Source organism: Tateyamaria sp., assembly GCF_059783535.1.
This window is the reverse complement of sequence record NZ_JBYNDP010000023.1, coordinates 1-24521: the sequence shown is the minus strand read 5'-3', so window position 1 is coordinate 24521 and position 24521 is coordinate 1. Positions and strand designations below refer to the sequence as shown.

Sequence of the window (24521 nt, the reverse complement as noted above, 5' to 3'; positions counted from 1 at the left end):
CCTCCTGCCGGGGCATGCGGTTTCACGCCCGCGCCCCGGCCCTTTGATCCTCTTCGACCCGGAAAGAACGACCCATGCGCACCGCGATGGCCAACCGACTGACGCCCTACATGTTCATGGCTCCGGCCGCGATCATCATGGCAATCGCGCTGATGTACCCGCTGGGTTACATGGTTTGGGGATCATTCCGCGACTGGAACCCGAGCCAGACCATTGGCGAGGCCGAGTTCGTGGGCCTAAAGAATTACATCTTCCTCTGGAACGATCCGAACTTTCACGAAAGCCTTGGCGTCACACTGCGCTTTGCTTTCTTCGTGGTGACCATCGAGATGGTGATCGGCGTGGGCCTCGCCCTGCTGCTCGACCGCGAGATCCGCGGCATCTCGCTCCTGCGCACCATGTTCATCCTGCCCATGATGATCGCCCCTGTCGTGGTGGGTCTGATGTGGCGCTACATGTACCACCCCACCGTCGGCACGTTTAACCGTTTCCTCGACAGCATCGGCCTTCCGCGTGTGGACTGGCTGGGGGACTATGCCCTCACATCAGTCATTATCGCCGACATCTGGCAGTGGACGCCCTTCATCTTCATCCTGTCGCTCGCCGCCCTGCAATCACTGCCGCGCTCAGCGCTCGAGGCTGCGCGCATCGACGGCGCCACCGCGTGGCAGCAGATCATCCACATCAAGCTACCCCTGATGATGCCCGTTCTAATCGTCACGGCACTTCTACGCTTGATCGACGCCTTCAAAGTCCTCGAAGTGATCCTCGTGATGACCGAGGGCGGCCCCGGCCTGTCCACCGAAATTCTGGCATTGCGGATCAGCCGCACTGCCACAGAGTTCCGTGAACTTGGCGTCGCCGCGGCCATGTCCAACTACCTATTGATCCTGCTTCTGCTGCTGACGGTGGGCATGTTCGCCTTCAACCGCTGGCAAGAAGCGCGCGCGGCCCGGCTGAATGCGCTGATCGAGGAGGAAAGCTGATGTCGACCCCCAACACCCGCGCCAATCCGGCCTTCTACGCGGTCATCGCCCTTCTAGTTTTCATGTCCGTTGGTCCCGTGATCCTGATGTTCATGAATTCTTTCAAACTGGACGTGGACATCATCTCGGGCACTTCTGGTCTGATCTTCCTGCCCACGATCCAGAACTATGAAAAAGCTCTATGCGACGTGCTCTGGTACGAGCCAGATCATATCGACTTCTGCTCCCTCAAATTCGGTAATGCCTTCATCAATTCCCTGATCATCGCACTTATCTCGACGGCTCTAACGCTGGTGATCGGGTGCATGGCGGCTTACGCCCTGGTGCGGTTCCGGTTCATGGGGCGGGATACCGTGTCGCTCAGCACACTCATGGTCCGCATGGTGCCACCCGCCGTGTTGCTCGTCCCTGTTTTCGGTTTGTGGAATAACGAGTTCTGTCTGGATCGCGATGGCCTGATCGGCGGCGCGATCCGTGACACGTTTGGTGGCCGGGGTGATGTCTGCCTTGCGGGCACGCACTCCGGTATCATCCTGATCTACGTAGCGATGAACCTGCCGTTCGTGATCTGGATCTTGCAGAGTTTTATTGTGCAGGTGCCCCGTTCCTTGGAAGAGGCAGCGCGCGTCGATGGGGCAGGGCCGTTCCAGGTTTTCTTCAAGGTTGTCTTACCGCTGATCAAACCAGGTCTCGCAGCTGCCGCGATCTTTACCTTCCGCATCGCATGGAACGAGTACCTGCTCGCCTCCGCGTTGTCGGACCGTGACACACGCACAGTGCCGATCTTGATCGTGAACAACATGAGCGAGTTCAATGTGGAGTGGGGGGTCATCATGGCCACCGGCATGCTGCTCGCCATTCCGCCCATCATCTTCACGTTGCTCGCCAGCCGCCAGATCATCACCGGCATGACTGCAGGGGCAGTCAAAGGCTGATGGACTGGCTCCTCGCCCCCATCGACCCAAGCCGCGCACACGAGGTGGGCTTCGCCATCTCATGGCACGCAAGGTCGATGGTGCTGGCCTGGGGCATTCTCGCACCACTTGCGGTGATCATCGCGCGGTTTTTCAAGGTCATGCCAGGGCAGGACTGGCCCCGCGAGGTGGACAATCAGGTCTGGTGGCGCAGCCACTGGATGGGGCAATCGCTGGTCGTGGTACTATCGATCTTTGGCCTCGCATTGGTGCTGCCGAGTGATTTGACATCTATGAGCCTGCACAACTGGCTGGGCTACGCCGTGCTCACTGGGGCAATGGTGCAAATCCTACTTGGCATTTTCCGCGGGTCCAAGGGCGGGCCAACAGACGCACAGATGCGCGGTCATCACTACGACATGACTCCGTGGCGGCGCATGTTCGAAGCGCTGCACAAAGGCATTGGATACACGGTCATTTTGCTTGCCATTGTCACAATTCTGTTGGGGCTGTGGAAAGCCAACGGCCCGGTCTGGATGTGGCTGACATTGGCGGTATGGTGGGCCGTGCTGGTGGTCTTGTTCGTGTCGATGCAAAAGCGCGGCATGGCGATCGACACCTATCAGGCGATCTGGGGCACCGACCCCGCCCATCCAGGCAACCAAGGCCCACCTCCGGGCTGGGGCGTGCGCCGGTTTGGCAAGACTATGGAAGGAAAAGACGATGTTCGGCGTGATCGAGGGGACCGGGTTCGAAGTCATTGAACCCGAATTTGCAGAATGCTTCGTGGGCCACGCCCGAGTCGAACGTCTTTGGACCGGCGCCCGCTGGTCCGAAGGTCCGGTTTGGTTCGCTGCGGGTCGCTACCTGCTTTGGTCCGACATCCCCAACAACCGTATCCTGCGCTATGACGACACCGACGGGTCCGTCTCGACCTACCGCCAGCCCTCGAACAACTCGAACGGCCACACAGTCGACCGGCAGGGTAGGCTGGTGTCCTGCGAACACCTCGCCCGCAGGGTCACGCGCACCGAACATGACGGATCCATCACCGTTATCGCAGACAATTATCAAGGCAAGCGCCTGAACTCGCCGAACGACGTGGTCGTCAAGTCCGACGGCTCTGTCTGGTTCACCGATCCAAGTTACGGCATCCTCATGGATTACGAAGGCGACCGGGCAGAAAGCGAAATCGGCGCCTGCCACGTCTACCGCGTCGACCCCTCGGGCGAGATCACTATTGCCGCTGATGACTATGTTAAACCCAACGGCCTTGCCTTCTCCCCTGATGAATCGATGCTCTACACCGCCGACACCGGGATCACCCACGACGCCGATGGCCCCAAGCACATCCGCCGCCATACTGTGAACGCAGACGGCACACTATCCGGCGGCGAGGTCTTCGCCACATGCACCGAAGGGCTATTCGATGGATTCCGCCTCGACACCAATGGCCGTATCTGGAGCTCTGCCGCCGACGGCGTCCACTGCATCAACAGCAACGGTGTACTGATCGGCAAGGTGCACATCCCCGAACTGGTCGGGAATGTCTGTTTCGGAGGGGAGAAATTGAACCGGCTCTTCATCGCCGGCACAACTTCGCTCTATTCCGTATTCCTCAACGTGAACGGCGTCTCACCCGTTTAGGTGTTGATCCAGCCACGGCCCGTGATGTGCACCGTCCTTATCTGTGCGCTCAAAGCTGTGCGCGCCGAAATAGTCGCGCTGCGCCTGGAGCATGTTGGCCGTGGTCCGCGCACTGGTTAGCGTGTCAAAGTAGTTGAGGGCCGCCGCCAGCGCTGGGACCGGCTGCCCCGCGCCCATCGCAACAACAGCCACCTTCCTGAGACCGGTCATATTCTTGCGCAGCACGTCGGCAAAATAAGGGGCCAACGCCAGGTTCCGCGCGGGCGCATCTTTCAAAGCCGACGCCATATCGTTCAGCATGGCCGAACGGATGATACATCCTTCGCGCCAGACTTCAGCAATCTCGGCCATGGGCAGGTCCCAACCGTAATCCGCGCTGGCCTTCGTCAGCAGCTCAAAGCCCTGCGCATAGCACAGCACCTTACCCGCAATAAGCGCCTGTTCCAGATCGTCGAAGTTGAGCGTACCTTCGGCCATCGCGCCGCCCGTTGGGCCAAAGGCGTCCGCCCCGGCCAAGCGCAGATCACGCTGCGCCGACAGGTTCCGCGCTACCACCGCAGCCTCGATCACCGGCACCGGTGCACCCAGCATCTGGCTTTCAATGACGGTCCAGCGCCCAGTGCCTTTCTGACCGGCACGATCCAAAATCATGTCGAGCATCGGATTGCCCGTTTCCGGGTCCGTCGCCGCCGAAACCTTGCCTGAAATCTCGATCAGATAGCTTTGCAGCAAACCCTCGTTCCAGCGGTCGAACACGGCACCACAGGCGGCTGCATCCATGCCCATCCCGTCACGCATCACGCCATAGGCTTCGGCAATCAGCTGCATGTCGGCATATTCAATCCCGTTGTGTACGGTCTTTACGAAATGCCCGGCGCCGCCGGTGCCCATATAGGTGGCACAGGGCTGGCCCTCGTACTTGGCTGAAATCGCTTTCAGGATGTGCGCGACGCGGTCCCATGCCTCGGGCGTCCCGCCGCCCATGATCGACGGGCCAAAGCGGGCGCCCTCGGCGCCGCCGGACACGCCAATGCCCAAAAAGGGCACGCCTTCCTCCTCGGCGGCCTTCGCCCGTCGCTCGGAGTCATGGAAATTCGCGTTGCCGGCATCAATCACCATGTCATCAGCATCCAGAAGCGGGCGCAATTGTTCGATCTGAGCATCCACCGCATCGCCCGCAGGCACCATCAGGATGATGTTGCGCGGCTTTGCCAGTTCGTTCACGAAATCCTCAAGCTCCGCATATCCGGCGATACGGTCAGACAGATCACCCGCCTTGTCCATGAACTCGGGGATGCGCGAGGCAGTGCGGTTGTGCACCGCTACCGAAAACCCATTGTCAGCAATGTTCAGCGCCAACATGGCCCCCATTGTGCCCAACCCAATCACACCGATTTCTGCTGCAGACATGTGCTTTCCTCTTTTGTGTGGCACTGTTATGTTACCGATAACAAACACGATCGAAGGATGGAAGCCATGCATGTCGAAAACTCAATGGTGCTGACGCACGGAGCTGTCCTGACGATGCTGCAAGCCGCCGTTTCCCGAGCGGATGAAATGGGGCAACCGCAGTGTATTGTGATCGTGGATGCCAGTGGGGTCACTCTGGGTCAGATCAGGATGTCCGGAGCAAAATTTCTCAGCCTCAAAAGCGCAGAGACCAAGGCGCGTACCGCCGCCTCGATCCGCGCGCCCAGCGAAGCAATCCCGGAACAGGTCGGCCTGTACATTGCAGCGGCAACGGACAACGCCGTTACACGCCTTGGTGGTGGGTTGCCGATCTATATCGATGGAGCCTGCATTGGCGGAATTGGTGTGGGATCCGGCACAGCTGACCAAGATAAAGATGTTGCGAAAGCTGCGCTAACAGCCATTGGCGCAGAAGTAGGTTTTTAATGCCAGTTTATAATTTACATAACTATGATTATTAGAAATTCTGAAGCGATGTCTGTAGCTCTGATCCAACAGCATAGATCAACCTAGCTTGTCTCTCCCGCCACCAAAGCCGAACCCACATCAATTCTGACCGGTGCGTCAATCTCGTCATTGAAAATCCCGTGCAACAGTGACACGACCTGTCGCCCGATGTCCTCGGCCTGTACGTCCACAGTTGTAATTCGCGGATTGGACACTTTCGCGACCTCAAAGTGACCGAAGCCCGTGATTGCCAGATCATCCGGCACGCTCAGGCCAAGACGTTGCACGGCACTCAGACACCCAAATGCCACAGGATCCGACACACAGACCAGAGCATCGTATTGCGCCACATCGCGTCCCATCGCTTCGATTGCCGCAGCGCCATGGCGCATGGAGACCGGCGCAGGACCCGCATCGATCATCGCAACTGCAGGCAGGCCGCGGGCGCGAGCAGCCTCAACCGCCCCTGCGCGACGCACAGCCCCGCGCATATCCGCGCCTTCTGACGCCCCCACAAAGGCCAACTTGCGCCGTCCCGTTTGCGCCAGATGCTCCACGATGTGATCCATGGCATCGCTGTTCGAAAACCCAACGACATGACCCAGCGGGTCGGTCGGCAAATCCCACATTTCAATCACCGGCAGATCTCGACCCTGCACCAGTTTGCGGGTTTCATCGGTGTGATGGCCACCTGTGAGCACCAGTGCCTCGGGGTTGCGAGTCAACAATTGGCGCACCAACTCTTCCTCGCGTTCGACCCGATAATTTGTGCTGCCAAGAAGCAGTTGTAATCCTGACTCGCCCAACCCGTTTGTCAGTGCCCGGAACGTCTCGGCAAAATTGGCATTGTTCACGGACGGCAGAGTAACGGCAACGAACCCGCTTTTCTGGGTACGAAACGCCTGTGCCGTGCTGTCATACACATATCCCAATTGGGCCGCGACTTCCCGCACGCGGGCGCGCGTTTTTGCGTTCACGGTGCGGTCCTCGCGCAGGGCGCGGCTGACGGTCATGGGCGACATTCCCACCGCTTGCGCCACATCCCGCATGGTGACACGCGCACCCATAGCTTACGCTCGAAATTCGTTTAGCTGGGTGACGTGATGGTGAATGCGACCATCGAAGTGTTCAGACACAATCTCTCCGGTCACATCCCGCGATTGCGCGCGGAACGGACTGTCCAACGCACCCTCCATCGCGGCGGCATCTGGATAGGTAATGGCTAGGATCAGCGGAAACTCCGGCGCGCCCTCGTCCCGGTCATCGCCAAACATCACCCGCACATCCGTGTTGCCGGGAAACTGCTTCCACAAGGGCACCAAGCGCACCAGCACCGCGGCGCGAAAGGCATCAGTTTGGCCGGGTTTCACCGACCCTTCGAACAACGCAAAGCGTGTGATCATGTCTCTATCTCCTCTTTCGCGCCCTGGAAAAACTCCATCAGCGCTGCCTGATCTTCTCCACCCAGTCCTGCAGCGGTCAGCATCCGATGAATTTCAGCGCAGAGGGCGGTCATGGGCATTGATGTGCCAGTTTCCCGTGCCAGATCGTTCACCATGTTCAAATCCTTGACCATGTTGTCGATGCGGCCCGTGCGGCGGTAATCCTTGGTTGCGTATCGGGGCAGATACTCCTGCAACAGAGCCGAATCTGCCCGCCCGCCTTTCAGCGCCTGCGGGATCTTTTCGGCATCCACACCGGCGTCGAGCGCCAACTGCGTGGCCTCTGCCACGGCCATAAAGCCCAAACCACACAACACCTGGTTGATCAGCTTCGTGGTCTGCCCAGCACCCGACGGACCCATGTGGGTGTAATTCGACGCCACATGCTTGAGCGCCACATGGGCACGCTCCACATCCTTGGCCTCGCCCCCCGCCATCAGGGTTAGCTCCCCGATCAGCGCTTTTGGCGCTCCGCCGGACAATGGGCTGTCCACCCAAGCCAGGTCGCGTTCGGCAGCCATCTTCGCAAACTTCCGCGTCGCATCCGGTTCGATTGAGGACATGTCGATGATCAAAGTGCCCGGTTTCGCCCCGTCTGCAATCCCGTCCTTGCCAAAAGCCGCCAAGCCTACGATGCGCGACGCGTTCAGACTGGTGATGACAAAATCCACATCCTTCGACGCCTCTGCCGCAGATGCCACCGCAACGGCACCCTTCTCGACCAGCGCGTCCACCCGCTCCTTGTCCAGATCGAAGACGTTCAGAGTATTCCCGGTCGCCAAAAGCCGCTCGCCAATGGCGCCACCCATCGCGCCCGCTCCGATCAGGGCAATCTTCTCGCTCATATCATCGTTCCCCTCACATAGTCCTCGGATTGCGCGACCACCTGTTCAAAGGGGCGCGCAATATCAATCTCTCCACCCCATTCATCATCGCCCAGCCGTTCCAGCGTCGCGAACTGACTGTCGAGCAGGGATGCAGGCATGAAATGTCCAGGCCGGTGGGCGACCCGTTTTGCCAGGACATCGCGCGGCGCGTCGAGGTGCAGGAAGTGCACCGGCTCATCCACGTGTTCGCGGATCCAGTCGCGATACTTCTTCTTCAGCGCCGAACAGCCGATGGCAATGGCACCTTCATGCCGCGCCAGCATCCGACCCACATCTGCCAACCAAGGCGCACGATCGTCGTCATCCAGCGGCACACCTTGTGCCATCTTGTCGATGTTTTCCTGCGGATGCAGATTATCGCCATCCACGAACTCCATGTCGCACAGCACTTGCAGCGCCGTTCCCACCGACGACTTCCCGCAGCCCGACACCCCCATAAGTACATAACACCGCATCAGAGCGATGCCGTGATGCCGCCGTCCACGAACAGCGTGTGACCGTTGACAAAGCTCGACGCGGGCGACGACAGGAAGACGGCTGCGCCCACAAGTTCCTCGACCTGACCCCAGCGGCCCGCCGGGGTGCGCTTTTCAAGCCACGCCGAAAACTCCGGATCAGCCACGAGGGCTGCGTTCAGAGGCGTATCAAAGTATCCGGGCGCGATTGCATTGCATTGCAAGCCGTGCTTCGCCCAGTCCGTTGCCATCCCCTTCGTCAGGTTCGCTACGGCCCCTTTGGTCGCGGTGTAGGGCGCAATTCCGGGGCGTGCGAGTGCTGTCTGCACGGAGGCGATATTGATGATCTTGCCCGCGCCGCGCCCAATCATGTGACGCGCCACAGCCTGCCCCACATGGAACACGCTCGCGATATTGGTCTGCAACAACCGTTCGAACGCATCTGCAGGAAAGTTCTCTAGCTCCGTCCGATGCTGCATCCCAGCGTTGTTGATCAGGATGTCGATGGGACCGGTCTCCGCCTCGAACCCGTCGACCGCAGCCCGCACCGCATCGTGGTCCGTCGCATCAAAAGCCAGCGTGTGGACCTTACCGCCCAGGGCCTCCGCTGCCGTCGCCAGCTTGCCCTCATCCCGCCCGTTCAGCACGATCTCGGCGCCAGCCTCTGCCAGCCCCTTGGCCAACGCAAAGCCGATCCCTTGCGACGATCCAGTGATCAGGGCGCGACGGCCCGAAAGCGAGAAAAGGTCAGACATAGAACTCTCCGAATGTCAGAGCGGGATTGACGCCCACTGAATTGTTATCGATAACATGATACCGATAACATCGCGTGTCAACGAGGAATCGCAATGCCCAAACCCATCGTTCTCCAAGTCGGCCCCTACCCGGAGTGGGACCAGGACCCGCTCGACGCTGCATTCGACATCAAACGCCTGTTCGAAGCATCGGACGCTCCTGCCTTCCTCGCCGAACACGGCCCCAACGTCCGCGCCATCGCCACACGCGGAGAACTTGGTGCCGATGCCGACATGATCGCGGCCTGCCCGTCGCTCGAACTGATCTCGGTCTACGGCGTGGGCTACGATGCGGTTGACCTCAACGCCTGCAAACCCCGCAACATCCGTGTCACCAACACCCCCGACGTGCTGACCGAAGATGTGGCCGACCTTGGCGTTGCCATGATGCTCTGCCAGTCCCGCGGCATGGTTGGCGCCGAATCCTGGGTGCGCGACGGGTCATGGGCCGACAAGGGACTCTACCCGCTCAAGCGTCGCGTCTTCGGGCGTAAGGCTGGCATCCTCGGCCTCGGCCGCATCGGTTTTGAGGTCGGCAAACGGCTCTCGGGATTCGGCATGGACATCGCCTATTCCGACATCGCGGCAAAGGACTACGCCCCCGACTGGACCTTCCTCGACAACCCGCTGGCGTTGGCTGAACACGCCGATTTCCTCTTTGTCACTCTCGCAGCGTCCGCCGAAACCCGCCACATCGTAAATCGCGACATCATCGAAGCGGTTGGACCCGACGGAATGATCATCAACATCTCCCGCGCCTCCAACATCGATGAAGATGCGCTGATCGACGCGCTGCAATCCGGCGCGCTCGGCTCCGCCGCCCTCGACGTGTTTGAAAAAGAACCCGCACTTGATCCCCGCTTTCTCGACCTGGACAATGTGCTGGTGCAGCCGCACCACGCCTCGGGTACAATCGAGACACGCAAGGCCATGGGCCAGCTTCTGCGCGACAACCTGACCGCCCATTTCGCAGGTGAAGCCCTGCTGACCCCCGTTCTGTGAAAGGCCACCCCATGAAAGTCATCGTTGCCCACGCGGCCAAGGACCTGAGGGTCGAAACCCGCGACATGCCGGCACCCGGTCCCGGCCAGGTGCTGGTCAAGATGGCCGCGGGCGGCATCTGCGGCTCGGACCTGCACTATTACAACCATGGCGGTTTCGGCCCGATCCAACTGAAGGAACCGATGATCCTCGGTCACGAAGTGGCGGGCCATATCGAAGCCGTGGGCGATGGCGTCACGGGCCTCGAACCCGACAGCCTCGTCGCCATATCGCCCTCCCGCCCCTGCGGTCAGTGCAAGTACTGCCTCGAAGGAAAACAGAACCACTGCCTCAATATGCGGTTCTATGGATCCGCAATGCCCTTCCCGCACATTCAGGGCGCATTCCGCGAATACATTGTCGCCGACGCCGCTCAATGCGCCCCGGCAGGTGACCTGAGCGCGGGTGAGGCTGCCATGGCCGAACCGCTCTCCGTCGTCCTCCACGCCGCCAAGCAAGCAGGCGACCTGATGGGCAAGCGCGTGCTGGTCACAGGCTGCGGCCCAATAGGCTTGCTGGCCGTCCTCGTCGCCCGCGCCGCTGGTGCGGTCGACATCGCGGCGACCGACATCTCTGACTTCACGCTGTCCAAGGCACGCGACGTTGGCGCAGATCACACGATCAACGTCGCCGAAACCCCAGAGGGCCTAAGCCGTTTCGAAGCGGATAAAGGGCATTTCGACGTCCTTTTCGAATGCTCCGGCGTCGCTTCCGCCCTCGCCTCTGCCGTCCCGGCCCTGCGCCCCGGTGCCACGATCATGCAACTGGGTCTTGGCGGTGACATGACCCTGCCGATGCAAGCGATGACGGCCAAGGAACTGCAACTCAAGGGCTCGTTCCGTTTCCATGCGGAGTTCTTCACAGCGGTGGAAATGATGCGCACTGGTCGCTTGGACGTGACCCCGCTGATCACGCATGCCATCGGCATTGACGCAGCGGTTGAAGCGTTCGAACTGGCGGGCGACCGGTCGCAAGCGGTCAAGGTCAACATCACGTTCTGATGACCGGCGGCGGTGTCATGCGCATCGCCGCTTGTCCTTGCCCTTAAAGTCTACTATTTTTATCGGAAATCACCGAACATAGCCACGCCTCCAGGCCCAGCCAACCCCTGCCCCTTTCAAGCATCAGGATCTGGCCGCGTGTCTGCACCTCAATTCTCCGCCGAAACGATCCGCGCCAGCCGCGCGGACAACCCCGACACCCGCGATCGCGACTTTGCCGACAGTCTCGGCATCAGCGAAGGCGCGCTGGTTGCCGCCTATTGCGGCAACGGCGTCACGCGCATCGATCCGCATCCAAACGTGGTCATGGACGCCGCCCAGCAACTGGGCGAAGTCATGGCGCTCACCCGCAACGCCTCATGCGTGCATGAGAAGATCGGGACATACGACAACTACCACACCGGCCACCACGCCGCGATGATCCTGACCGAAGACATCGACCTGCGCATCTTCCGCAGCCACTGGCAGCACGCTTTCCTCGTTGAACGCGAAAGCGACGCAGGCACGCGGCGCAGCCTGCAAGTCTTCGATGCGGCAGGCGACGCCGTGCACAAGATTATCCTGCGCGATGGCTCCAACCACGCGGCCTTTGCCGATCTGATCACCAAACTGGCCTCGGATAATCAGTCACCCGACGGCACATTCTCCGACCGTCAACCGCCCGAAGCGCCCAAGATCGCCGAGGACAAGATCGACATCTTGCGCAAGGAATGGCAGCGCATGACAGACACCCACCAGTTCCTCCGGCTGGTGTCCCAACTCAAGATGAACCGCCTCGGTGCATACCACGCCGCCGGAGACCCCTTCGCCCGCCCGCTCGACCCCTCCGCCGTCGACACGCTGCTGACCGACCTGCAACGCACCGAAACCGAGGTGATGCTGTTCGTCGGCAACCGCGGCTGCATCCAGATCCACACCGGAGCACTGCACTCGCTCAAACCCATGGGGCCATGGCAAAACGTCATGGACCCGCGCTTCAACCTGCATCTGCGCCGCGAGCATATGGCCGAGGTCTGGGCCGTGGATAAACCGACCCAGCGCGGCACCGCCACGTCGGTCGAGGCGTTCGATGCCGATGGCGCGCTCATCTTCCAAGTCTTCGGTGTGCCCAAGGAAGGGCGCGACAGCCGCCCCGCCTTCCGCGCCATCGTTGCAGAGCTTGACGGGATCGCCGCGTGATGGACCGCCGTGACTTCATCGCCCTGTCGCTGGCGCTTACCGCGACACAGACAACCCGCACCTTTGCCGCCAGCGACGCGCAGGATGTCATCGCAATCGGCGGCGACGTGACCGAGATCATCTATGCGCTTGGTCAGGGGCATCGGCTACTTGCGCGCGACGCTACATCGACATACCCGACCGAAGCGCAGGATCTGCCCGACATCGGGTACATGCGCAGCTTATCCGCCGAAGGGGTCCTGTCTTTCGCCCCCTCCCTGATTGTCTCGGCAGAAGGGGCAGGCCCACCCGAAGTGATCGACATTTTGCGCGCCGCTGCGGTGGACTTTGCAGAAGTGCCCGAGGGCTATGATGCAAGCGCCATCGAGGACAAGATCAACGCCGTCGGCGACGCACTAGAGGTGCCGGACCAGGCCAAAACACTCGCCACTGAATGCCGCGCTGCCCTTGAATTGGCGCAGGATCGCGCCTCGCAGCGGAATGCAGACAAGAAGCGCGTGCTGTTTATCCTCTCCACCCAAGGGGGACGTGTCATGGCCTCTGGCACAAGCACCGGTGCGGACGGGATCATCCGCATGGCAGGTGCAATCAATGCGATATCCGACTTCGAGGGCTACAAGCCTTTGTCAGACGAGGCCGTCAGCGCTGCAGCGCCCGATGTCATTCTGATGATGGATCGCAGCGGAGATCATGCTTCGACCGATGAAGAACTGTTTGCGTTGCCTGCTCTGCTGGCGACGCCTGCTGCGCGCAATCGTGAAGTGGTCCGCATGGATGGGCTGTTCCTGTTGGGCTTTGGTCCGCGCACGGCGGATGCAGTCACCGCGCTGAACCGCGCCCTTTATCCGGTCTAGCGCCCTTGGCGCTGGCAGATCATATACCGCAAGGCCGTGTGTCGCGGGCGCGGCACATGCATGTCTGGCTAGCAGTCGCACTTGTGGTTGTCAGCCTGTTCAGCCTGACGGTGGGCGCGACCGATGTGTCACTGGGCCCGGCGCTGCAAAAGGTAATCACGGGGCAAGCGCTGACACGGACTGAGGCGATCGTACTTTGGGACATTCGCGCACCGCGGCTGGCGCTGGGAGTTTTGGTTGGGGCTGCGCTGGCCATGGGCGGCACGGTGATGCAGGGGCTCTTTCGCAACCCGCTCGCGGATCCTGGATTGGTGGGTGTCAGCGCCGGTGCGGGTTTGGGGGCGATCTCGGCCATTGTCCTGGTTGGATTTGCACCTGCATGGCTCGTACTAACGATCGGAGATCAACTGGTCCCGGTGGCCGCCTTTCTGGGCGGATGGGGCAGCACGCTGTTGCTTTATCGCGTGTCGACGCGGCGCGGGCGCACTTCGGTGGCGACAATGTTGCTTGCGGGCATTGCCCTTGGCGCATTGGCCGGGGCCTTGTCGGGCATCCTCGTCTACATGTCTGACGACCGGCAATTGCGGGACCTAACGTTCTGGGGGCTGGGATCGCTTGGCGGCGCAAGCTGGGCCAAGGTTCTTGCCGCCGGACCAATCATTGTGATCGCCATTCTGACGGCCTCCACCCTCGGGCGCGGATTGAACGGGCTTGCCTTGGGCGAAGCGACTGCGGCGCATATCGGGCTGAGCGTCCAACGGGTCAAGAACATCGCAATTCTGACGGTAGCGGCCGCGACCGGGGCCGCGGTCGCCGTGTCGGGTGGTATCGGGTTTATCGGCATCGTCGTGCCGCATCTGCTCAGACTGGCCACCGGCCCTGACCACCGCCCGCTTCTGATCAATGCGGCCTTGTTGGGTGCCTTGTTGCTGGTGCTCGCCGACGTGATTGCACGGGTCATCATCGCCCCGGCAGAGCTTCCCATCGGCATCGTCACGGCAGTGCTGGGCGCTCCTGTGTTCCTGTGGATCCTGCTGCGCCAACGCGGGATGGTGGACCTGTGACTCTGTGCGTGCGCAACCTGTCTGTGCGCTATGGACGCAAAACCGTCATCGACGGGCTAGACATTGATGCGCAGCCCGGGGCCCTGACGGCAATCGTCGGGCCAAACGGGTCCGGCAAATCGAGCCTGATCAAGGCGATATGCGGGGACCTACCTTACGATGGCACAATAGCCCTGAACGACATTGATGTATCCCGCGCACAACCCTGGGAACTGGCGGCGGTGCGGGGTGTGTTGCCACAAGCCTCGACACTTGCCTTTCCCTTTCACACGATCGAAGTGGTCAAAATCGGTCTGACCTCGGGCAGTGAAGCGGATCATGAAGGGCGCGCCAGTGCGGCCTTGGCGCGGGTGGGCCTCGCAGGCTACGCCAACCGGTACTATCAGGAACTGTCAGGTGGCGAACAGCAAAGGGTGCAACTGGCCCGCATTCTGGCCCAGGTCTGGGTACCAGCGACGGCCACCGGACCGAACTGGCTCATTCTGGATGAACCCGTCTCAAGTCTCGACATCGCGCATCAATTGCAAGTGATGCGGATCGCCCAACACTTCGCGCACGCAGGTGGCGGCGTTGTCGCTGTAATGCACGATCTGAACCTGACGGGACTGTTTGCGGACCATGTCCTTGTCATGGCTGAAGGTCAGGTTCTGGCCGCGGGCCACCCGGTCGATGTGATGACGGACGAGGTGCTGTCGCGCGCATACGGATGCGACCTGCGGGTCAACGCAGCGCCTCAAGGGATGGCGCCCTTCGTGCTACCACACAGCGTCCACGCGGTCGGCACCACAAGTTTTGCAAGACAAGGAGACGCACCATGAAGCTCAGCACAAAGGGGCGTTATGCGCTGGTCGCACTGGTTGATATCGCCTTCCACCAAAACACCGGGCTGGTATCGATGAATGACATCAGCCAACGGCAAGACATATCCCTGCCATATCTCGAACAACTTTTTGCAAAGCTCAGGCGGCATGGACTTGTCAAATCTGTGCGTGGTCCTGCCGGTGGATACAGGCTGGCCCGCTCAGCCCATGACATCCGCATTGATGCTGTGCTGACCGCCGTGGACGAATCCGTGAATGCGCTGCGTCAGGGCGCCGGGGCCAAGGGCGGAGCGTCAGGGACGCAAGCCCAGTGCTTGTCCAACCGCCTGTGGGAAGGGCTCAGCGCGCATGTATACTTGTTTCTTCACCGCACAACGCTGGCGGATGTGATTGATAATGAGCTGGTGCCCTGTCCCGCGATCCCTGCCCTGTTCGAAGTCGAAGACGCCTGAGGTCACACCGAGATCGTGTCGCGCGTCGAAGCGCCGACGCAATCGGCAAAGCCGCGCGCGGCGGCGATCACGCGGTCGGTTGAATGGCCCTCGCACAAAAGCATGGCCGATGAGGCCAGCATGGATACACGGTGCGCCCGCGCATGCTGCACCAGTTGCAACAGGTGCCGTTCGTCTTCAGTGACAATGCTGGCACACCCTTGGCAACGGGGATTGGAAAAGCGAAAGGTCGACCGGCGCCACGTGCGCATCTCGTGTACGACAGCCAAGGCCCTGCGCATCTTTTCGGCGCTATCGGGGCCGGGAAAGAAATGGTCGGATCCAAGCATGGCCGTCACCCATATAGCTTCATGCGGTGCTGAAAAGGATGCGCAGAAATACCGTGCGGCTGACAGAAACCCGTACTCAACGGTATCCACGCTCAACGCCTCCAGTAAGGTGTCGCCCAGAGACACGCGGCGGCAGCAATTGTTTGGTCGATCAGCCATCATACCCATCCTCGACTGTTCGGCCTATGTCGTCGGCGATGCTTGCCGGACCGTGTCTAGGCACGACCCGGTGGCAATAGGCATCCATTGGATGCGTGCGCACCCGCAGCAGATCAGGATTTACGCCGTCGGCAAACTTGGCTGCAAATTCCAACAGCTGCAGTATCCCCGGTAGATCTCGTGACATCGCCAGAGCCCCCATTCAGAACAGAATTCCCGGGCATACGAACGGTTTCGCGGCTTAGTTGTTGAAAGATGATAGAAAAACTCAGGATTCTGCAAGTCATTTCCGACAATTTTGCTCGGAAAGGCTTGCTTTCCGCTGGGGCTACTGTAATTGACTGTTTCTGTAAGATTAAGATCTGTGGGAACAGGGAGTATTTCCATGACTGCTAGAACCTATTTCGTCACCCTTGCTGCTGCGGCCATCACCGCCACCAGCGCTGCGGCCGAAGGTGAACTGAACCTGTATTCGTCGCGCCACTATGACACCGATGAACGTTTGTATTCGGATTTCACTGAAGCCACCGGCATCACCATCAACCGCATCGAAGGCAAGGCTGACGAGCTGATCGAGCGGATGAAGGCCGAAGGTGCCAACTCGCCCGCGGATATCCTGTTGACGGTCGACACTTCTCGCCTTGAGCGCGCGAAGGATGCAGGCGTGTTGCAGTCGATCGACAGCGAAACGCTCGAAGCGCGTATCCCCGCCAACCTGCAGGACGGCGACAATCAGTGGTTCGGCTTCAGCCAGCGCGCGCGGATCATCTTTTACGACAAAAATGATGTGGCAAACCCGCCCGCGACCTATGTGGATCTGGCGGACCCTGCCTACAAAGGCCAAGTGTGTCACCGCTCGTCTTCAAACGTTTACTCCCAAACACTGCTGTCGGCTGTGATCCAGAACTACGGCGAAGAAGCTGCCAAGGGCTGGGCACAGGGTGTGGTCGATAACTTTGCCCGCTCACCTCAGGGCGGTGATACCGATCAACTGCGTGGCCTGGTGTCCGGTGAATGCGACATTTCGATCTCGAACACCTATTACTTCGCCCGCGCCATCCGCAAAGACGTCGATGGACTGCCTGCCGATGCCCGCGCCAACATTGGCTGGGTCTTCCCCGCGCAGAATGCCGAAGGCGCACACATGAACCTGTCCGGTGGAGGCGTTGCTGCAAACGCTCCGAACAAGGAAAACGCAATCGCGTTCATGGAATATCTGGCCAGCGATCAGGCACAGCAATATTTCTCGGCCGGCAATGACGAATACCCGGCTGTTCCTGGTGTAGGTCTCAGCCCATCGGTGGCGACCCTCGGCCTGTTCCGCCCGGACGATGTGGATCTGACCGAGGTAGCCAAGAACGTGCCCACCGCTCAGAAGATCTTTAACGAGGTGGGCTGGGAGTAATTCCGCCTAAACGCTGAAAAATGATCAAGGCGCGGTCTTTCACCGCGCCTTTTCTTTTCCTACTGGAATTGTCAGGATTGACGTACCCGACAAAAACAATCAACATATCTGCAATGAGTCTCAGCCACCCAATTTGGGCAGCCCGGACGCCGCTGACCCAACAGGAGGTGAGACATGGTGAGACGACAGGAAAGCAAACGCGAGAGAGCCCGCAGGTGCTGTGAAAAGCCGTGCTGCCAGGAACTGCTGCAGGGTGCCCTTGGTGGGCTCTACGGCGATGATCAATGTCTTGAGCGCATGCTTGATCATCTGGAGCGAGCATCATGAATGCGATGACACAGGTCCCGAACACAACAACAGCGCCCGACCCGCAGCAGATCGATACCTATGACGCCCGCGATCTGATCAAGGACGGCGTGCAAGCGTCCATCGTACTGGATGGACAGGTCTACTACCTGCGCATCACCCGCGCCGGCAAGTTGATACTCACAAAATGAACAATGCACATCATGCCCGCGGTGGTGCCGCCGTCGCAGCCCTCAATCGCATGGACGAATGGGAAGCCAACCTTGTCCTGAACCTGCGCTTGTGGTGCGAAGGTCCCGTTGGGAAGTCGCAAGCGCGCAAGGACTACAGCAATGTGTTCCCCGCACCCGAAGCCGACCGTGCCTGGCAAGATTTCGAAAGCCTCGTGAAAAAGATTATCCGCACGGCCTCCCGCCCGCTGGTTCGGCACGAGGTGGGGTGCAATTGCGTTGGATCGGATGAATGCGTTTTCGTGCACCTCGTCCGCACGGCATCTGACGGACATCTGAACGACGCAGCGCTGATTGCAACGCTGCTGTCGGGTCCAGCACACGCCGAGCACATCGCCCTTATGGCGGGCGAAGTCGGCACCGCGATCCGGCGCATTCACAAACCATTTTCACCCGCAGACGCACCCAAAGAAGTGCTTCTGCACTAACCCGTCAGAAAACAAATTAAGGGAAAGCCACCTATGAAACTGACAATGACCACGGCACTCGGGACAGTGCTATTGGCAGCAGCCCCCGCAATTGCGGACAAGGCGGCCGTTTTAGACAATTATGCTGATATTGCGCTTGCCAAATACACCGACAGCCTGACCACGGCTCAAACACTGCTGGCAGCGGTAAACGACCTGACGGTAAACCCTTCGGCCGAAGCCTTGCAAGCCGCGAAAGAGGCATGGCTGGTGTCTCGCGTGCCCTATCAGCAAACAGAGGTTTACCGCTTTGGCAACGCCATCGTCGATGACTGGGAAGGCAAGGTAAACGCCTGGCCGCTGGACGAAGGATTGATCGACTACGTGGACGCCTCCTATGGCGGGGCTACGGATGAAAACGAATATGCCGTGCTGAACGTCGTGGCGAACGCGACCTTCACACTGTCGGGCGAAACCGTTGATGCCTCGGCCATCACACCCGAGCTGCTCGAAGGCGCGCTGCACGAAGCGGACGGTGTGGAATCAAACGTGGCGACCGGCTATCACGCCATCGAATTTCTGCTTTGGGGCCAGGATCTGAACGGCCACGACGCAGGTGCAGGCAACCGCGCCTGGACAGACTACGCCGCGGGTGATGCATGCACAGGCGGAAACTGCGACCGCCGCGCAGACTATCTGACAGCAGCAACGGAGCTGCTGGTGTCCGACCTGGAATGGATGGTCGCGCAATGGCAGGACGGCGGGGACGCCCGCACCCAACTGACCGCAGACGAAAACGCCGGGATCAGCACGATTCTGACGGGCATGGGCTCGCTCAGCTATGGCGAACAGGCCGGTGAACGGATGCGCCTTGGCGTGCTGTTGAACGACCCCGAGGAAGAGCATGATTGCTTCTCGGACAACACGCATAACAGCCACTTCTATGACGCACTTGGCATCCGCAACGTCTACCTGGGCAGCTACACGTCCATCGACGGCACCGTGGTGTCCGGCGAGAGCCTGTCGTCGCTGGTGGCAGCCGCTGACGCGGGTATCGACACCGAACTGCGCGCCAAGCTGGATGCGACCATGCTGGAAATGTCCGAAATGAAAACCGCCGCCGAAGCCGGGTTCGCCTATGACATGATGCTCGAACGCGGCAATGAAGCGGGCGAAGCCCTGATCATGGGTGCGGTGGACGCGCTGGTAGACCAAACCCGCTCGATCGAACGGGCGGTCGCAGCGCTTGGTGTGGACGCGATCGAATTCGAAGGCTCCGACAGCCTCGATAACCCAGACGCTGTGTTCCAATAATAGCTCCCCGTGCGCGGCCGCGGCGTTCCCTAAATCCCACCGCGCACACCGCCATCCTCCGGGTGGCCACCTCGCGCGCACCGGATGTTTCCGCGTTTCCGGTGCGCGCGTTGTAAATCCAGACCAGAATACCCAGCTCAGCCCAGCAACAGCGAGGTTTCAGAATGGCCAAGACCCAAAGCCCCTGCATCGACGTGTGCAAGTTCAAACGCGAAGGGCATTGTATCGGCTGTTCGATGACCAAGACACAGAAGTCGATGTTCAAGCAGTTGAAAAAGGACAAACACCGCAAAGCATTTGTCGAGATGCTGATCGGTCAACAATCCCGCTTGGGCAGATATCGCCACTGGGCACCACAATATCTGCGCAAGTGTCTCAAGAAAAAGGTCAAACCGGTCGCCGCAGTCCGGGATGTGGCCTGAGGCTAAAACGGCTAGGACAAACCATGCTCCGTCGACTGATTGCTGTATGCACCATTTTTGCCAGTCCCGCACTGGCCGACTACCAGCTTGCCCTGACCGATATCGGCAAGCGCGACTACTACTGTACGATCACCGTCGAATTGACGAACCAGGCCGCGACGACGCTCACCGAAATCAATGCCTTCTTCCTCAACTATGTCGGAGATACGCAGGTTGGACGCTCCAAGGGGGCGTCATTCATGAACGTCGCGCCGGGCGCGGTGGCATCCGCCACGTTTGAAACCCCGAACGCCCCCTGCTCTGCCACGGAAACACAGGTAGAGAGCTACCAGATGGTGATCGGAGCGTGCCGGATCGACAATGCTTTCGAAGATAAGGCCGTCTGCGTCAATGCGGTGAAGCTCGCCCCGCCATTCCATTCGGTCGTGCCGTTGAATTGACGCGGGGGTACACACACCGCCAAAAAAGAAAGGTCAAGCCAAACGCCGCTGTCACGAACGTGGCTTGACCTCCGCTTGGGTCGCTGCCTTGAAATCTTGCTGCCAATATGGTGGCTGGAAATCTGGGTGGCGTCCTTTGCCCTTGTGCAGATCGGAAATGGCCTAGGCCAGGTGCGACCGCAGGAACCAGGCGAACTTTTCGTGCTCTTGACCGCGCGCGATACACAGATCCTCAGTCAGGGTGTCACCATGCTCAGCCGCCAGTTCACCACACCCCGCCAGAGTAGCAGCCAGCGTTTCCTGCGCTTCCTGCATGATTTTGATCATCTCTTTGTCGGTCGCGTGACCCTCATGCTCCTTGACCTTGGACCTTGCGATCATGCCCGCCAGCGTGCCTTCGGCATGGGCATCAATCGCGCGAATACGTTCCGCAAGATCGTCCTGCGCGGCAAAATGATCCTCGTAAATTTTCTGAAACAGGTCGTGCAGCGGGCCAAAGGCCATGCCTTTTACATTCCAGTGGAAATTCTGCGCCAACATTGTCGTCACGGCGGTCTCCGCAACAGACTGGTTCAGTGCTTCGGCAATGGCGGCACGCGCATCGGTAGACAGCGCAACAGCTGTTTGGGTCATCCCTACAATCCTCTTCAATTATGATGCTGGCTTGCACGGTGCTGGCTGGCTTGCCCAACAGTAACTAGGCAGCCAAATCAGATAGGCAAGAGATTTTTAGAATTATTCTAAACCAGAGAAAAATACTCTGAAATGCGACCCACCAGAAACCGGACCAAACGACGGTGTTCCGGCAGCACGCGTGACCTCAACAGAAAGCCGACGCTTGCCTCGTCCTGGCGCACTGCAGCTTGGCCGAGCTGTATCAGCCAAGTCTCGTCAAAGGACATCTCGAGCGTCCCCGGCGCATGCAAGCGCGCCGGTTTTCCAAGCGCTTGGCTCAAACAGCGCATCAAAGCTTCGGCATGGGCCTCCTGCGAAGCGGTGCGGGTCACATGCAACAGCGCGCAGGCTTCAAACAAGTCCGCACGCGGTTTGGACCGGCACGACATCGACATGAAACGCAAGTGATTGATAAAGGCGAATGCCTCGGCAGACACGGGCCGAACGGGCCGCGGTTCAGCTACCATATCCAATCGCAAGGGCACCATGTCGCAGGTCTCTCCAAGGGTTCGAGGCAGGAATCACCTCGCCAATACAAATTCCTGAGTATATTTATAAGCTATGAGCAAGATCACAAGCATATTCCCGACTGTACTTGTCGGACTTTTGACATTACCTACGGCTGCAGCAGCCGAACTCACAGACTTACACCTGCCTGTGATTCCAAGAACGGCGGCCGAGGCCGAGCGCATCTCGGCCGTCACGCAGCCAACCACCGACTTCACAAAAGCCGAACAATTCGAAAACAATCCTGCCGGAGCCGCATCCGTGCGCGTCAGCGACACGCGCAACGCGTTCAGTCAACCATCGGGCAATATCAGCTTTGAAAAAGAGCTGGATTTCAAAGTTGGCAACGGTCTGTTCAAAAAACTGTGGGTGTCGTCCCCGTCGTCCACGCTTGCATCCGATGGGCTGGGGCCACTCTTCAACGCGCGCTCCTGCCAACGGTGTCACCTGAAAGACGGGCGCGGTCATCCACCTGCCGGGCCAGACGACAACGCAACGTCCATGCTCATGCGTGTATCCATTCCTGGTGGGGCATTTGCTGAAGACATTGCGGGCTACATCGCCACCCAGCCCGACCCGAACTACGGCGGCCAGATTCAAGACTTTTCGGTCGCAGGGGTTGATGCAGAGGCAAAGCTGCAGATCATCTACACCGAAGAAGCCATCGCGCTCTCGGGCGGCGAAACCGCTTCCCTCCGACACCCCACCTATGACCTCACCAACCTCGGCTACGGCCCGCTGCACCCAGATGTCATGCTCAGTCCGCGCGTGGCCCCGCAAATGATCGGGTTGGGCCTGCTCGACGCGATCCCCGCGGCGGACATCCTCGCACTGGCCGACCCGGATGACGCGGATGGTGATGGCATCTCCGGCAAAGCCCAGATCGTCATGTCCAACGCATACGGTGTGCCAATGCTGGGGCGGTTCGGCTTGAAAGCGGGCAAGCCCTCTGTCTGGGAACAATCGGCAGGCGCCTTTTCCGGCGACATCGGCATTTCAACCACGTTGCATCCCGCAGGCTATGGCGACTGTACTGAATCGCAGACCAAGTGCCGCACGGCCCCCAACGGCAATACAGCCGCGCATGATGATGCAGAGATCGGGGATGTGGGACTTGAACTGGTGTCGTTCTATTCTTCGAACCTTGGCGTGCCCGCGAGGCGTGACATTGACGATCCGCAAGTGTTGCGGGGCAAGCAGGTGTTTTACGAGACCGGCTGTATCTCCTGCCACACACCCAAACACGTCACCCACAGGCTCGATGGTCAACCCGAACAAAGCTTTCAACTGATCTGGCCCTACACCGACCTGCTTTTACACGACATGGGGCCCGGTCTGGCCGATAACCGGCCCGAAGGGCGGGCAAATGGTCTGGAATGGCGCACGCCCCCGCTCTGGGGGATCGGTATGACAGAAACCGTGTCCGGGCACACTTTCTTCCTACATGACGGACGGGCGCGCAACCTGCTCGAAGCGGTGCTCTGGCACGGTGGCGAGGCAGAACCTCACAAACAAACGGTCATCGACATGCCCCCGCCTGATCGCGCCGCCCTGATCCGTTTTCTTGAAAGCCTCTGACATGCGCCTTGCCCTCATCCTGCCGTTCCTTGCCTTGCCCGCTCATGCCGATGTGCGGATGGCAATCGAGGACCACATTCTGCCCGGCTACGCGCGCCTTGCGGACGAAACGGCGAAGCTTGCAGACGCGGCACAGGCCGATTGCACCCCCGATGCGCTTCAACCGGCGTTTCATGCTGCCTACGACGCTTGGATCAGCATCAGTCACATCCATGTCGGTCCGCTGGAAGATCAGGCTCTAACACTCGCCATGTCATTCTGGCCCGACCCCAAGAACAGCACTGGCAAAGCACTTGCGCGCCTGACCACAGCAGCCGACCCCATCGTCGATCAACCCGAGGCGTTTGGCGACGTTTCTGCCGCGGCGCAGGGGTTCACCGCCCTTGAACAGATGCTATATGAACCGCAGCCCGATGCGGACTACGCCTGTCGTCTGACGCAGGCCATCGCCACTGGTCTGGCGCTAAAGTCCGACAGCCTGAACGCCGCATGGCCCGAATTTGCAGATCAGATGCTGACGGCAGGCACAGACGGCAACACCCGCTTTCAAAGCGAGACAGAGGCACGCCGTGCCCTCTACACGGCATTGTCCACAGGTCTTGAATTCCTGCATGATCAACGCCTTGGTCGACCTCTAGGCACCTTCGACCGACCCAGACCCCGCCGGGCCGAAGCGCGGCGTTCGGAACGATCCCTTCGCCACATCGAATTGCAGCTGGCCGCCCTGGAACGGCTGGCCGCAGCGATGACCGACGCAGATCTGGGTGCGACCAGCGCCGCCTTTGCCGAGGCACAAGCGCGGGCCGATGCGCTGGACGATCCCGCATTGGCAGGCGTGGCAGACCCCGCGGAACGCTTCAAGGTCGAGGTGCTGCAACAGGCTGTACGTGCGGTGCAGGTCTCCGTCATAGGCGAGATCGGAACACCACTTGGCATCAGCGCGGGGTTCAACGCGCTCGACGGGGATTGATGCCCTCTCGTCGTGCCTTTCTGGCCGGACTGACCTCGGCCTCGCTCACCCCCACACTCGGATGGGCAGATGTGGGAAACCCGATCGCGCTCAGCGCCACCATGGACCGCGAGGGGCGCTACTTGCTTGTCGGGCTCACTACCGCGGGCGACATGGCTTTTCGCGTTCCCCTGCCTTCCCGCGGTCATGCCGCCGCCGCGCATCCCCACTTGGCAGAAGCCGTTGCCATTGCCCGCCGCCCCGGCACCTTCGCAAAGGTGATTGACTGCGGCACCGGTGACGTGACCCAAACCCTGCGCGCGCCAACGGGGCGGCACTTCTACGG

General features: G+C 60.2%; 31 protein-coding genes. 21 read left to right on the top strand and 10 right to left on the bottom strand.

All coding sequences use genetic code 11. The features are described 5' to 3' along the window. Nucleotides 1–74 precede the first annotated feature (74 nt). The 4 genes from AC6RA8_RS07050 to AC6RA8_RS07035 are packed head-to-tail and all read left to right on the top strand — an operon-like array spanning nt 75 to nt 3547. Complete coding sequence (locus AC6RA8_RS07050) at nt 75–986, top strand: carbohydrate ABC transporter permease (RefSeq protein WP_500351541.1); 912 nt, start codon at nt 75–77, stop codon at nt 984–986. Continuing rightward, the gene (locus tag AC6RA8_RS07045; RefSeq protein ID WP_500351540.1) at nt 986–1921 is read left to right on the top strand and encodes a carbohydrate ABC transporter permease; all 936 of its coding nucleotides are present in this window, start codon (nt 986–988) and stop codon (nt 1919–1921) included. The genes AC6RA8_RS07050 and AC6RA8_RS07045 overlap by 1 nt, the downstream gene beginning before the upstream one ends. After that, nucleotides 1921–2664 carry a cytochrome b561 domain-containing protein gene (locus AC6RA8_RS07040; RefSeq protein WP_500351539.1) on the top strand — a complete coding sequence of 248 codons (744 nt, stop codon included), beginning with the start codon at nt 1921–1923 and terminating at the stop codon, nt 2662–2664. The genes AC6RA8_RS07045 and AC6RA8_RS07040 overlap by 1 nt, the downstream gene beginning before the upstream one ends. After that, on the top strand, nt 2624–3547 hold the full coding sequence (locus AC6RA8_RS07035) for an SMP-30/gluconolactonase/LRE family protein (protein WP_500351537.1): 924 nt from the start codon (nt 2624–2626) through the stop codon (nt 3545–3547). Before AC6RA8_RS07040 ends, AC6RA8_RS07035 begins: the two co-directional genes overlap by 41 nt. On the opposite strand, the gene gnd is transcribed toward AC6RA8_RS07035, so the two are convergent. Continuing rightward, nucleotides 3536–4957, bottom strand: a complete 1422-nt coding sequence (gnd, locus tag AC6RA8_RS07030; RefSeq protein ID WP_500351535.1) for an NADP-dependent phosphogluconate dehydrogenase — start codon at nt 4955–4957, stop codon at nt 3536–3538. The genes AC6RA8_RS07035 and gnd overlap by 12 nt on opposite strands. 66 nt (nt 4958–5023) lie before the next feature. On the opposite strand from gnd, the gene AC6RA8_RS07025 reads away from it, so the two are divergent. Continuing rightward, nucleotides 5024–5443, top strand: a complete 420-nt coding sequence (locus AC6RA8_RS07025) for a GlcG/HbpS family heme-binding protein (RefSeq protein ID WP_500351533.1) — start codon at nt 5024–5026, stop codon at nt 5441–5443. 83 nt (nt 5444–5526) lie between these two features. Here AC6RA8_RS07025 and AC6RA8_RS07020 read toward each other — a convergent pair whose 3' ends face one another. The 5 genes from AC6RA8_RS07020 to AC6RA8_RS07000 are packed head-to-tail and all read right to left on the bottom strand — an operon-like array spanning nt 5527 to nt 9003. Then, complete coding sequence (locus AC6RA8_RS07020; protein WP_500351563.1) at nt 5527–6513, bottom strand: substrate-binding domain-containing protein; 987 nt, start codon at nt 6511–6513, stop codon at nt 5527–5529. 21 nt (nt 6514–6534) lie between these two features. Continuing rightward, the gene (locus tag AC6RA8_RS07015; protein ID WP_500351531.1) at nt 6535–6867 is read right to left on the bottom strand and encodes an NIPSNAP family protein; all 333 of its coding nucleotides are present in this window, start codon (nt 6865–6867) and stop codon (nt 6535–6537) included. Continuing rightward, nucleotides 6864–7751: an NAD(P)-dependent oxidoreductase gene (locus tag AC6RA8_RS07010; protein WP_500351529.1), complete on the bottom strand. Its 888-nt coding sequence runs from the start codon at nt 7749–7751 to the stop codon at nt 6864–6866. Before AC6RA8_RS07010 ends, AC6RA8_RS07015 begins: the two co-directional genes overlap by 4 nt. Continuing rightward, a complete protein-coding gene (locus tag AC6RA8_RS07005) occupies nt 7748–8230 on the bottom strand; it encodes a gluconokinase (protein WP_500351562.1) in 483 nt (160 codons plus the stop codon). The genes AC6RA8_RS07010 and AC6RA8_RS07005 overlap by 4 nt, the downstream gene beginning before the upstream one ends. 17 nt (nt 8231–8247) lie before the next feature. Continuing rightward, complete coding sequence (locus AC6RA8_RS07000) at nt 8248–9003, bottom strand: SDR family oxidoreductase (RefSeq protein WP_500351527.1); 756 nt, start codon at nt 9001–9003, stop codon at nt 8248–8250. Nucleotides 9004–9096: 93 nt separating this feature from the next. Here AC6RA8_RS07000 and AC6RA8_RS06995 point away from each other — a divergent pair, with 93 nt between their 5' ends. From AC6RA8_RS06995 to AC6RA8_RS06965, 7 genes are all read left to right on the top strand, one after another. Beyond that, entirely contained in the window at nt 9097–10044 is a 948-nt protein-coding gene (locus AC6RA8_RS06995; RefSeq protein WP_500351525.1) for a 2-hydroxyacid dehydrogenase, read from the top strand. Nucleotides 10045–10055: 11 nt separating this feature from the next. Continuing rightward, on the top strand, nt 10056–11084 hold the full coding sequence (locus AC6RA8_RS06990) for an L-idonate 5-dehydrogenase (RefSeq protein ID WP_500351524.1): 1029 nt from the start codon (nt 10056–10058) through the stop codon (nt 11082–11084). A 138-nt stretch (nt 11085–11222) separates the two neighbouring features. Then, nucleotides 11223–12263 (top strand): hemin-degrading factor, encoded by a 1041-nt coding sequence (locus tag AC6RA8_RS06985; RefSeq protein WP_500351522.1) that lies wholly within the window; start codon nt 11223–11225, stop codon nt 12261–12263. Then, nucleotides 12263–13117, top strand: coding sequence for a heme/hemin ABC transporter substrate-binding protein (locus AC6RA8_RS06980; protein ID WP_500351520.1), 855 nt, complete (start codon nt 12263–12265; stop codon nt 13115–13117). Before AC6RA8_RS06985 ends, AC6RA8_RS06980 begins: the two co-directional genes overlap by 1 nt. A gap of 56 nt (nt 13118–13173) precedes the next feature. Beyond that, nucleotides 13174–14181: a FecCD family ABC transporter permease gene (locus AC6RA8_RS06975; RefSeq protein ID WP_500351518.1), complete on the top strand. Its 1008-nt coding sequence runs from the start codon at nt 13174–13176 to the stop codon at nt 14179–14181. Further along, nucleotides 14178–14999 (top strand): heme ABC transporter ATP-binding protein, encoded by an 822-nt coding sequence (locus AC6RA8_RS06970; RefSeq protein ID WP_500351516.1) that lies wholly within the window; start codon nt 14178–14180, stop codon nt 14997–14999. The genes AC6RA8_RS06975 and AC6RA8_RS06970 overlap by 4 nt, the downstream gene beginning before the upstream one ends. Next, nucleotides 14996–15454, top strand: a complete 459-nt coding sequence (locus tag AC6RA8_RS06965; protein ID WP_500351515.1) for an Rrf2 family transcriptional regulator — start codon at nt 14996–14998, stop codon at nt 15452–15454. Before AC6RA8_RS06970 ends, AC6RA8_RS06965 begins: the two co-directional genes overlap by 4 nt. A gap of 2 nt (nt 15455–15456) precedes the next feature. On the opposite strand, the gene AC6RA8_RS06960 is transcribed toward AC6RA8_RS06965, so the two are convergent. Further along, nucleotides 15457–15942, bottom strand: coding sequence for a hypothetical protein (locus tag AC6RA8_RS06960; protein ID WP_500351514.1), 486 nt, complete (start codon nt 15940–15942; stop codon nt 15457–15459). Further along, on the bottom strand, nt 15935–16129 hold the full coding sequence (locus AC6RA8_RS06955; protein WP_500351512.1) for a hypothetical protein: 195 nt from the start codon (nt 16127–16129) through the stop codon (nt 15935–15937). Before AC6RA8_RS06955 ends, AC6RA8_RS06960 begins: the two co-directional genes overlap by 8 nt. A 198-nt stretch (nt 16130–16327) precedes the next feature. On the opposite strand from AC6RA8_RS06955, the gene AC6RA8_RS06950 reads away from it, so the two are divergent. From AC6RA8_RS06950 to AC6RA8_RS06925, 6 genes are all read left to right on the top strand, one after another. Next, the gene (locus AC6RA8_RS06950) at nt 16328–17347 is read left to right on the top strand and encodes an extracellular solute-binding protein (protein WP_500351511.1); all 1020 of its coding nucleotides are present in this window, start codon (nt 16328–16330) and stop codon (nt 17345–17347) included. Nucleotides 17348–17670: 323 nt separating this feature from the next. Then, nucleotides 17671–17844, top strand: a complete 174-nt coding sequence (gene hemP / locus AC6RA8_RS06945) for a hemin uptake protein HemP (protein WP_299206126.1) — start codon at nt 17671–17673, stop codon at nt 17842–17844. Further along, nucleotides 17841–18311, top strand: coding sequence for a hypothetical protein (locus AC6RA8_RS06940; protein ID WP_500351509.1), 471 nt, complete (start codon nt 17841–17843; stop codon nt 18309–18311). Before hemP ends, AC6RA8_RS06940 begins: the two co-directional genes overlap by 4 nt. 33 nt (nt 18312–18344) lie before the next feature. Beyond that, nucleotides 18345–19604 carry an imelysin family protein gene (locus AC6RA8_RS06935; RefSeq protein ID WP_500351507.1) on the top strand — a complete coding sequence of 420 codons (1260 nt, stop codon included), beginning with the start codon at nt 18345–18347 and terminating at the stop codon, nt 19602–19604. A 164-nt stretch (nt 19605–19768) separates the two neighbouring features. Further along, nucleotides 19769–20026, top strand: coding sequence for a DUF1289 domain-containing protein (locus AC6RA8_RS06930; protein WP_500351506.1), 258 nt, complete (start codon nt 19769–19771; stop codon nt 20024–20026). 23 nt (nt 20027–20049) lie between these two features. Next, nucleotides 20050–20466, top strand: coding sequence for a hypothetical protein (locus tag AC6RA8_RS06925; RefSeq protein ID WP_500351505.1), 417 nt, complete (start codon nt 20050–20052; stop codon nt 20464–20466). Nucleotides 20467–20628: 162 nt separating this feature from the next. Here AC6RA8_RS06925 and AC6RA8_RS06920 read toward each other — a convergent pair whose 3' ends face one another. Both AC6RA8_RS06920 and AC6RA8_RS06915 read right to left on the bottom strand, forming a co-directional pair. Further along, nucleotides 20629–21099, bottom strand: coding sequence for a Dps family protein (locus AC6RA8_RS06920; RefSeq protein WP_500351503.1), 471 nt, complete (start codon nt 21097–21099; stop codon nt 20629–20631). A gap of 107 nt (nt 21100–21206) precedes the next feature. Further along, entirely contained in the window at nt 21207–21608 is a 402-nt protein-coding gene (locus AC6RA8_RS06915; protein ID WP_500351501.1) for a hypothetical protein, read from the bottom strand. A gap of 94 nt (nt 21609–21702) precedes the next feature. Here AC6RA8_RS06915 and AC6RA8_RS06910 point away from each other — a divergent pair, with 94 nt between their 5' ends. The 3 genes from AC6RA8_RS06910 to AC6RA8_RS06900 form a co-directional block, all read left to right on the top strand. Next, nucleotides 21703–23226 carry a di-heme oxidoreductase family protein gene (locus tag AC6RA8_RS06910; protein ID WP_500351500.1) on the top strand — a complete coding sequence of 508 codons (1524 nt, stop codon included), beginning with the start codon at nt 21703–21705 and terminating at the stop codon, nt 23224–23226. A 1-nt stretch (nt 23227) separates the two neighbouring features. Then, nucleotides 23228–24196: an imelysin family protein gene (locus AC6RA8_RS06905; protein WP_500351498.1), complete on the top strand. Its 969-nt coding sequence runs from the start codon at nt 23228–23230 to the stop codon at nt 24194–24196. Continuing rightward, nucleotides 24196–24521: DUF1513 domain-containing protein (locus tag AC6RA8_RS06900; RefSeq protein ID WP_500351496.1), on the top strand; the 326-nt coding region annotated here is incomplete at its 3' end. The genes AC6RA8_RS06905 and AC6RA8_RS06900, both read left to right, overlap by 1 nt.

Coding starts and splice junctions, on each gene's coding strand:
- AC6RA8_RS07035 (WP_500351537.1), top strand. CDS start 2,624: ATGTTCGGCGTGATCGAGGGGACCGGGTTCGAAGTCATTGAACCCGAA.
- AC6RA8_RS06995 (WP_500351525.1), top strand. CDS start 9,097: ATGCCCAAACCCATCGTTCTCCAAGTCGGCCCCTACCCGGAGTGGGAC.
- AC6RA8_RS07050 (WP_500351541.1), top strand. CDS start 75: ATGCGCACCGCGATGGCCAACCGACTGACGCCCTACATGTTCATGGCT.
- AC6RA8_RS07005 (WP_500351562.1), bottom strand. CDS start 8,230: ATGGGGGTGTCGGGCTGCGGGAAGTCGTCGGTGGGAACGGCGCTGCAA.
- AC6RA8_RS06950 (WP_500351511.1), top strand. CDS start 16,328: ATGACTGCTAGAACCTATTTCGTCACCCTTGCTGCTGCGGCCATCACC.
- AC6RA8_RS06940 (WP_500351509.1), top strand. CDS start 17,841: ATGAACAATGCACATCATGCCCGCGGTGGTGCCGCCGTCGCAGCCCTC.
- AC6RA8_RS07025 (WP_500351533.1), top strand. CDS start 5,024: ATGCATGTCGAAAACTCAATGGTGCTGACGCACGGAGCTGTCCTGACG.
- AC6RA8_RS06975 (WP_500351518.1), top strand. CDS start 13,174: ATGCATGTCTGGCTAGCAGTCGCACTTGTGGTTGTCAGCCTGTTCAGC.
- hemP (WP_299206126.1), top strand. CDS start 17,671: ATGAATGCGATGACACAGGTCCCGAACACAACAACAGCGCCCGACCCG.
- AC6RA8_RS06930 (WP_500351506.1), top strand. CDS start 19,769: ATGGCCAAGACCCAAAGCCCCTGCATCGACGTGTGCAAGTTCAAACGC.
- AC6RA8_RS06925 (WP_500351505.1), top strand. CDS start 20,050: ATGCTCCGTCGACTGATTGCTGTATGCACCATTTTTGCCAGTCCCGCA.
- AC6RA8_RS06955 (WP_500351512.1), bottom strand. CDS start 16,129: ATGTCACGAGATCTACCGGGGATACTGCAGCTGTTGGAATTTGCAGCC.
- AC6RA8_RS06980 (WP_500351520.1), top strand. CDS start 12,263: ATGGACCGCCGTGACTTCATCGCCCTGTCGCTGGCGCTTACCGCGACA.
- AC6RA8_RS06990 (WP_500351524.1), top strand. CDS start 10,056: ATGAAAGTCATCGTTGCCCACGCGGCCAAGGACCTGAGGGTCGAAACC.
- AC6RA8_RS07045 (WP_500351540.1), top strand. CDS start 986: ATGTCGACCCCCAACACCCGCGCCAATCCGGCCTTCTACGCGGTCATC.
- gnd (WP_500351535.1), bottom strand. CDS start 4,957: ATGTCTGCAGCAGAAATCGGTGTGATTGGGTTGGGCACAATGGGGGCC.
- AC6RA8_RS07020 (WP_500351563.1), bottom strand. CDS start 6,513: ATGCGGGATGTGGCGCAAGCGGTGGGAATGTCGCCCATGACCGTCAGC.
- AC6RA8_RS06960 (WP_500351514.1), bottom strand. CDS start 15,942: ATGGCTGATCGACCAAACAATTGCTGCCGCCGCGTGTCTCTGGGCGAC.
- AC6RA8_RS07000 (WP_500351527.1), bottom strand. CDS start 9,003: ATGTCTGACCTTTTCTCGCTTTCGGGCCGTCGCGCCCTGATCACTGGA.
- AC6RA8_RS06935 (WP_500351507.1), top strand. CDS start 18,345: ATGAAACTGACAATGACCACGGCACTCGGGACAGTGCTATTGGCAGCA.
- AC6RA8_RS06920 (WP_500351503.1), bottom strand. CDS start 21,099: ATGACCCAAACAGCTGTTGCGCTGTCTACCGATGCGCGTGCCGCCATT.
- AC6RA8_RS06915 (WP_500351501.1), bottom strand. CDS start 21,608: ATGGTAGCTGAACCGCGGCCCGTTCGGCCCGTGTCTGCCGAGGCATTC.
- AC6RA8_RS07010 (WP_500351529.1), bottom strand. CDS start 7,751: ATGAGCGAGAAGATTGCCCTGATCGGAGCGGGCGCGATGGGTGGCGCC.
- AC6RA8_RS07040 (WP_500351539.1), top strand. CDS start 1,921: ATGGACTGGCTCCTCGCCCCCATCGACCCAAGCCGCGCACACGAGGTG.
- AC6RA8_RS07015 (WP_500351531.1), bottom strand. CDS start 6,867: ATGATCACACGCTTTGCGTTGTTCGAAGGGTCGGTGAAACCCGGCCAA.
- AC6RA8_RS06910 (WP_500351500.1), top strand. CDS start 21,703: ATGAGCAAGATCACAAGCATATTCCCGACTGTACTTGTCGGACTTTTG.
- AC6RA8_RS06905 (WP_500351498.1), top strand. CDS start 23,228: ATGCGCCTTGCCCTCATCCTGCCGTTCCTTGCCTTGCCCGCTCATGCC.
- AC6RA8_RS06965 (WP_500351515.1), top strand. CDS start 14,996: ATGAAGCTCAGCACAAAGGGGCGTTATGCGCTGGTCGCACTGGTTGAT.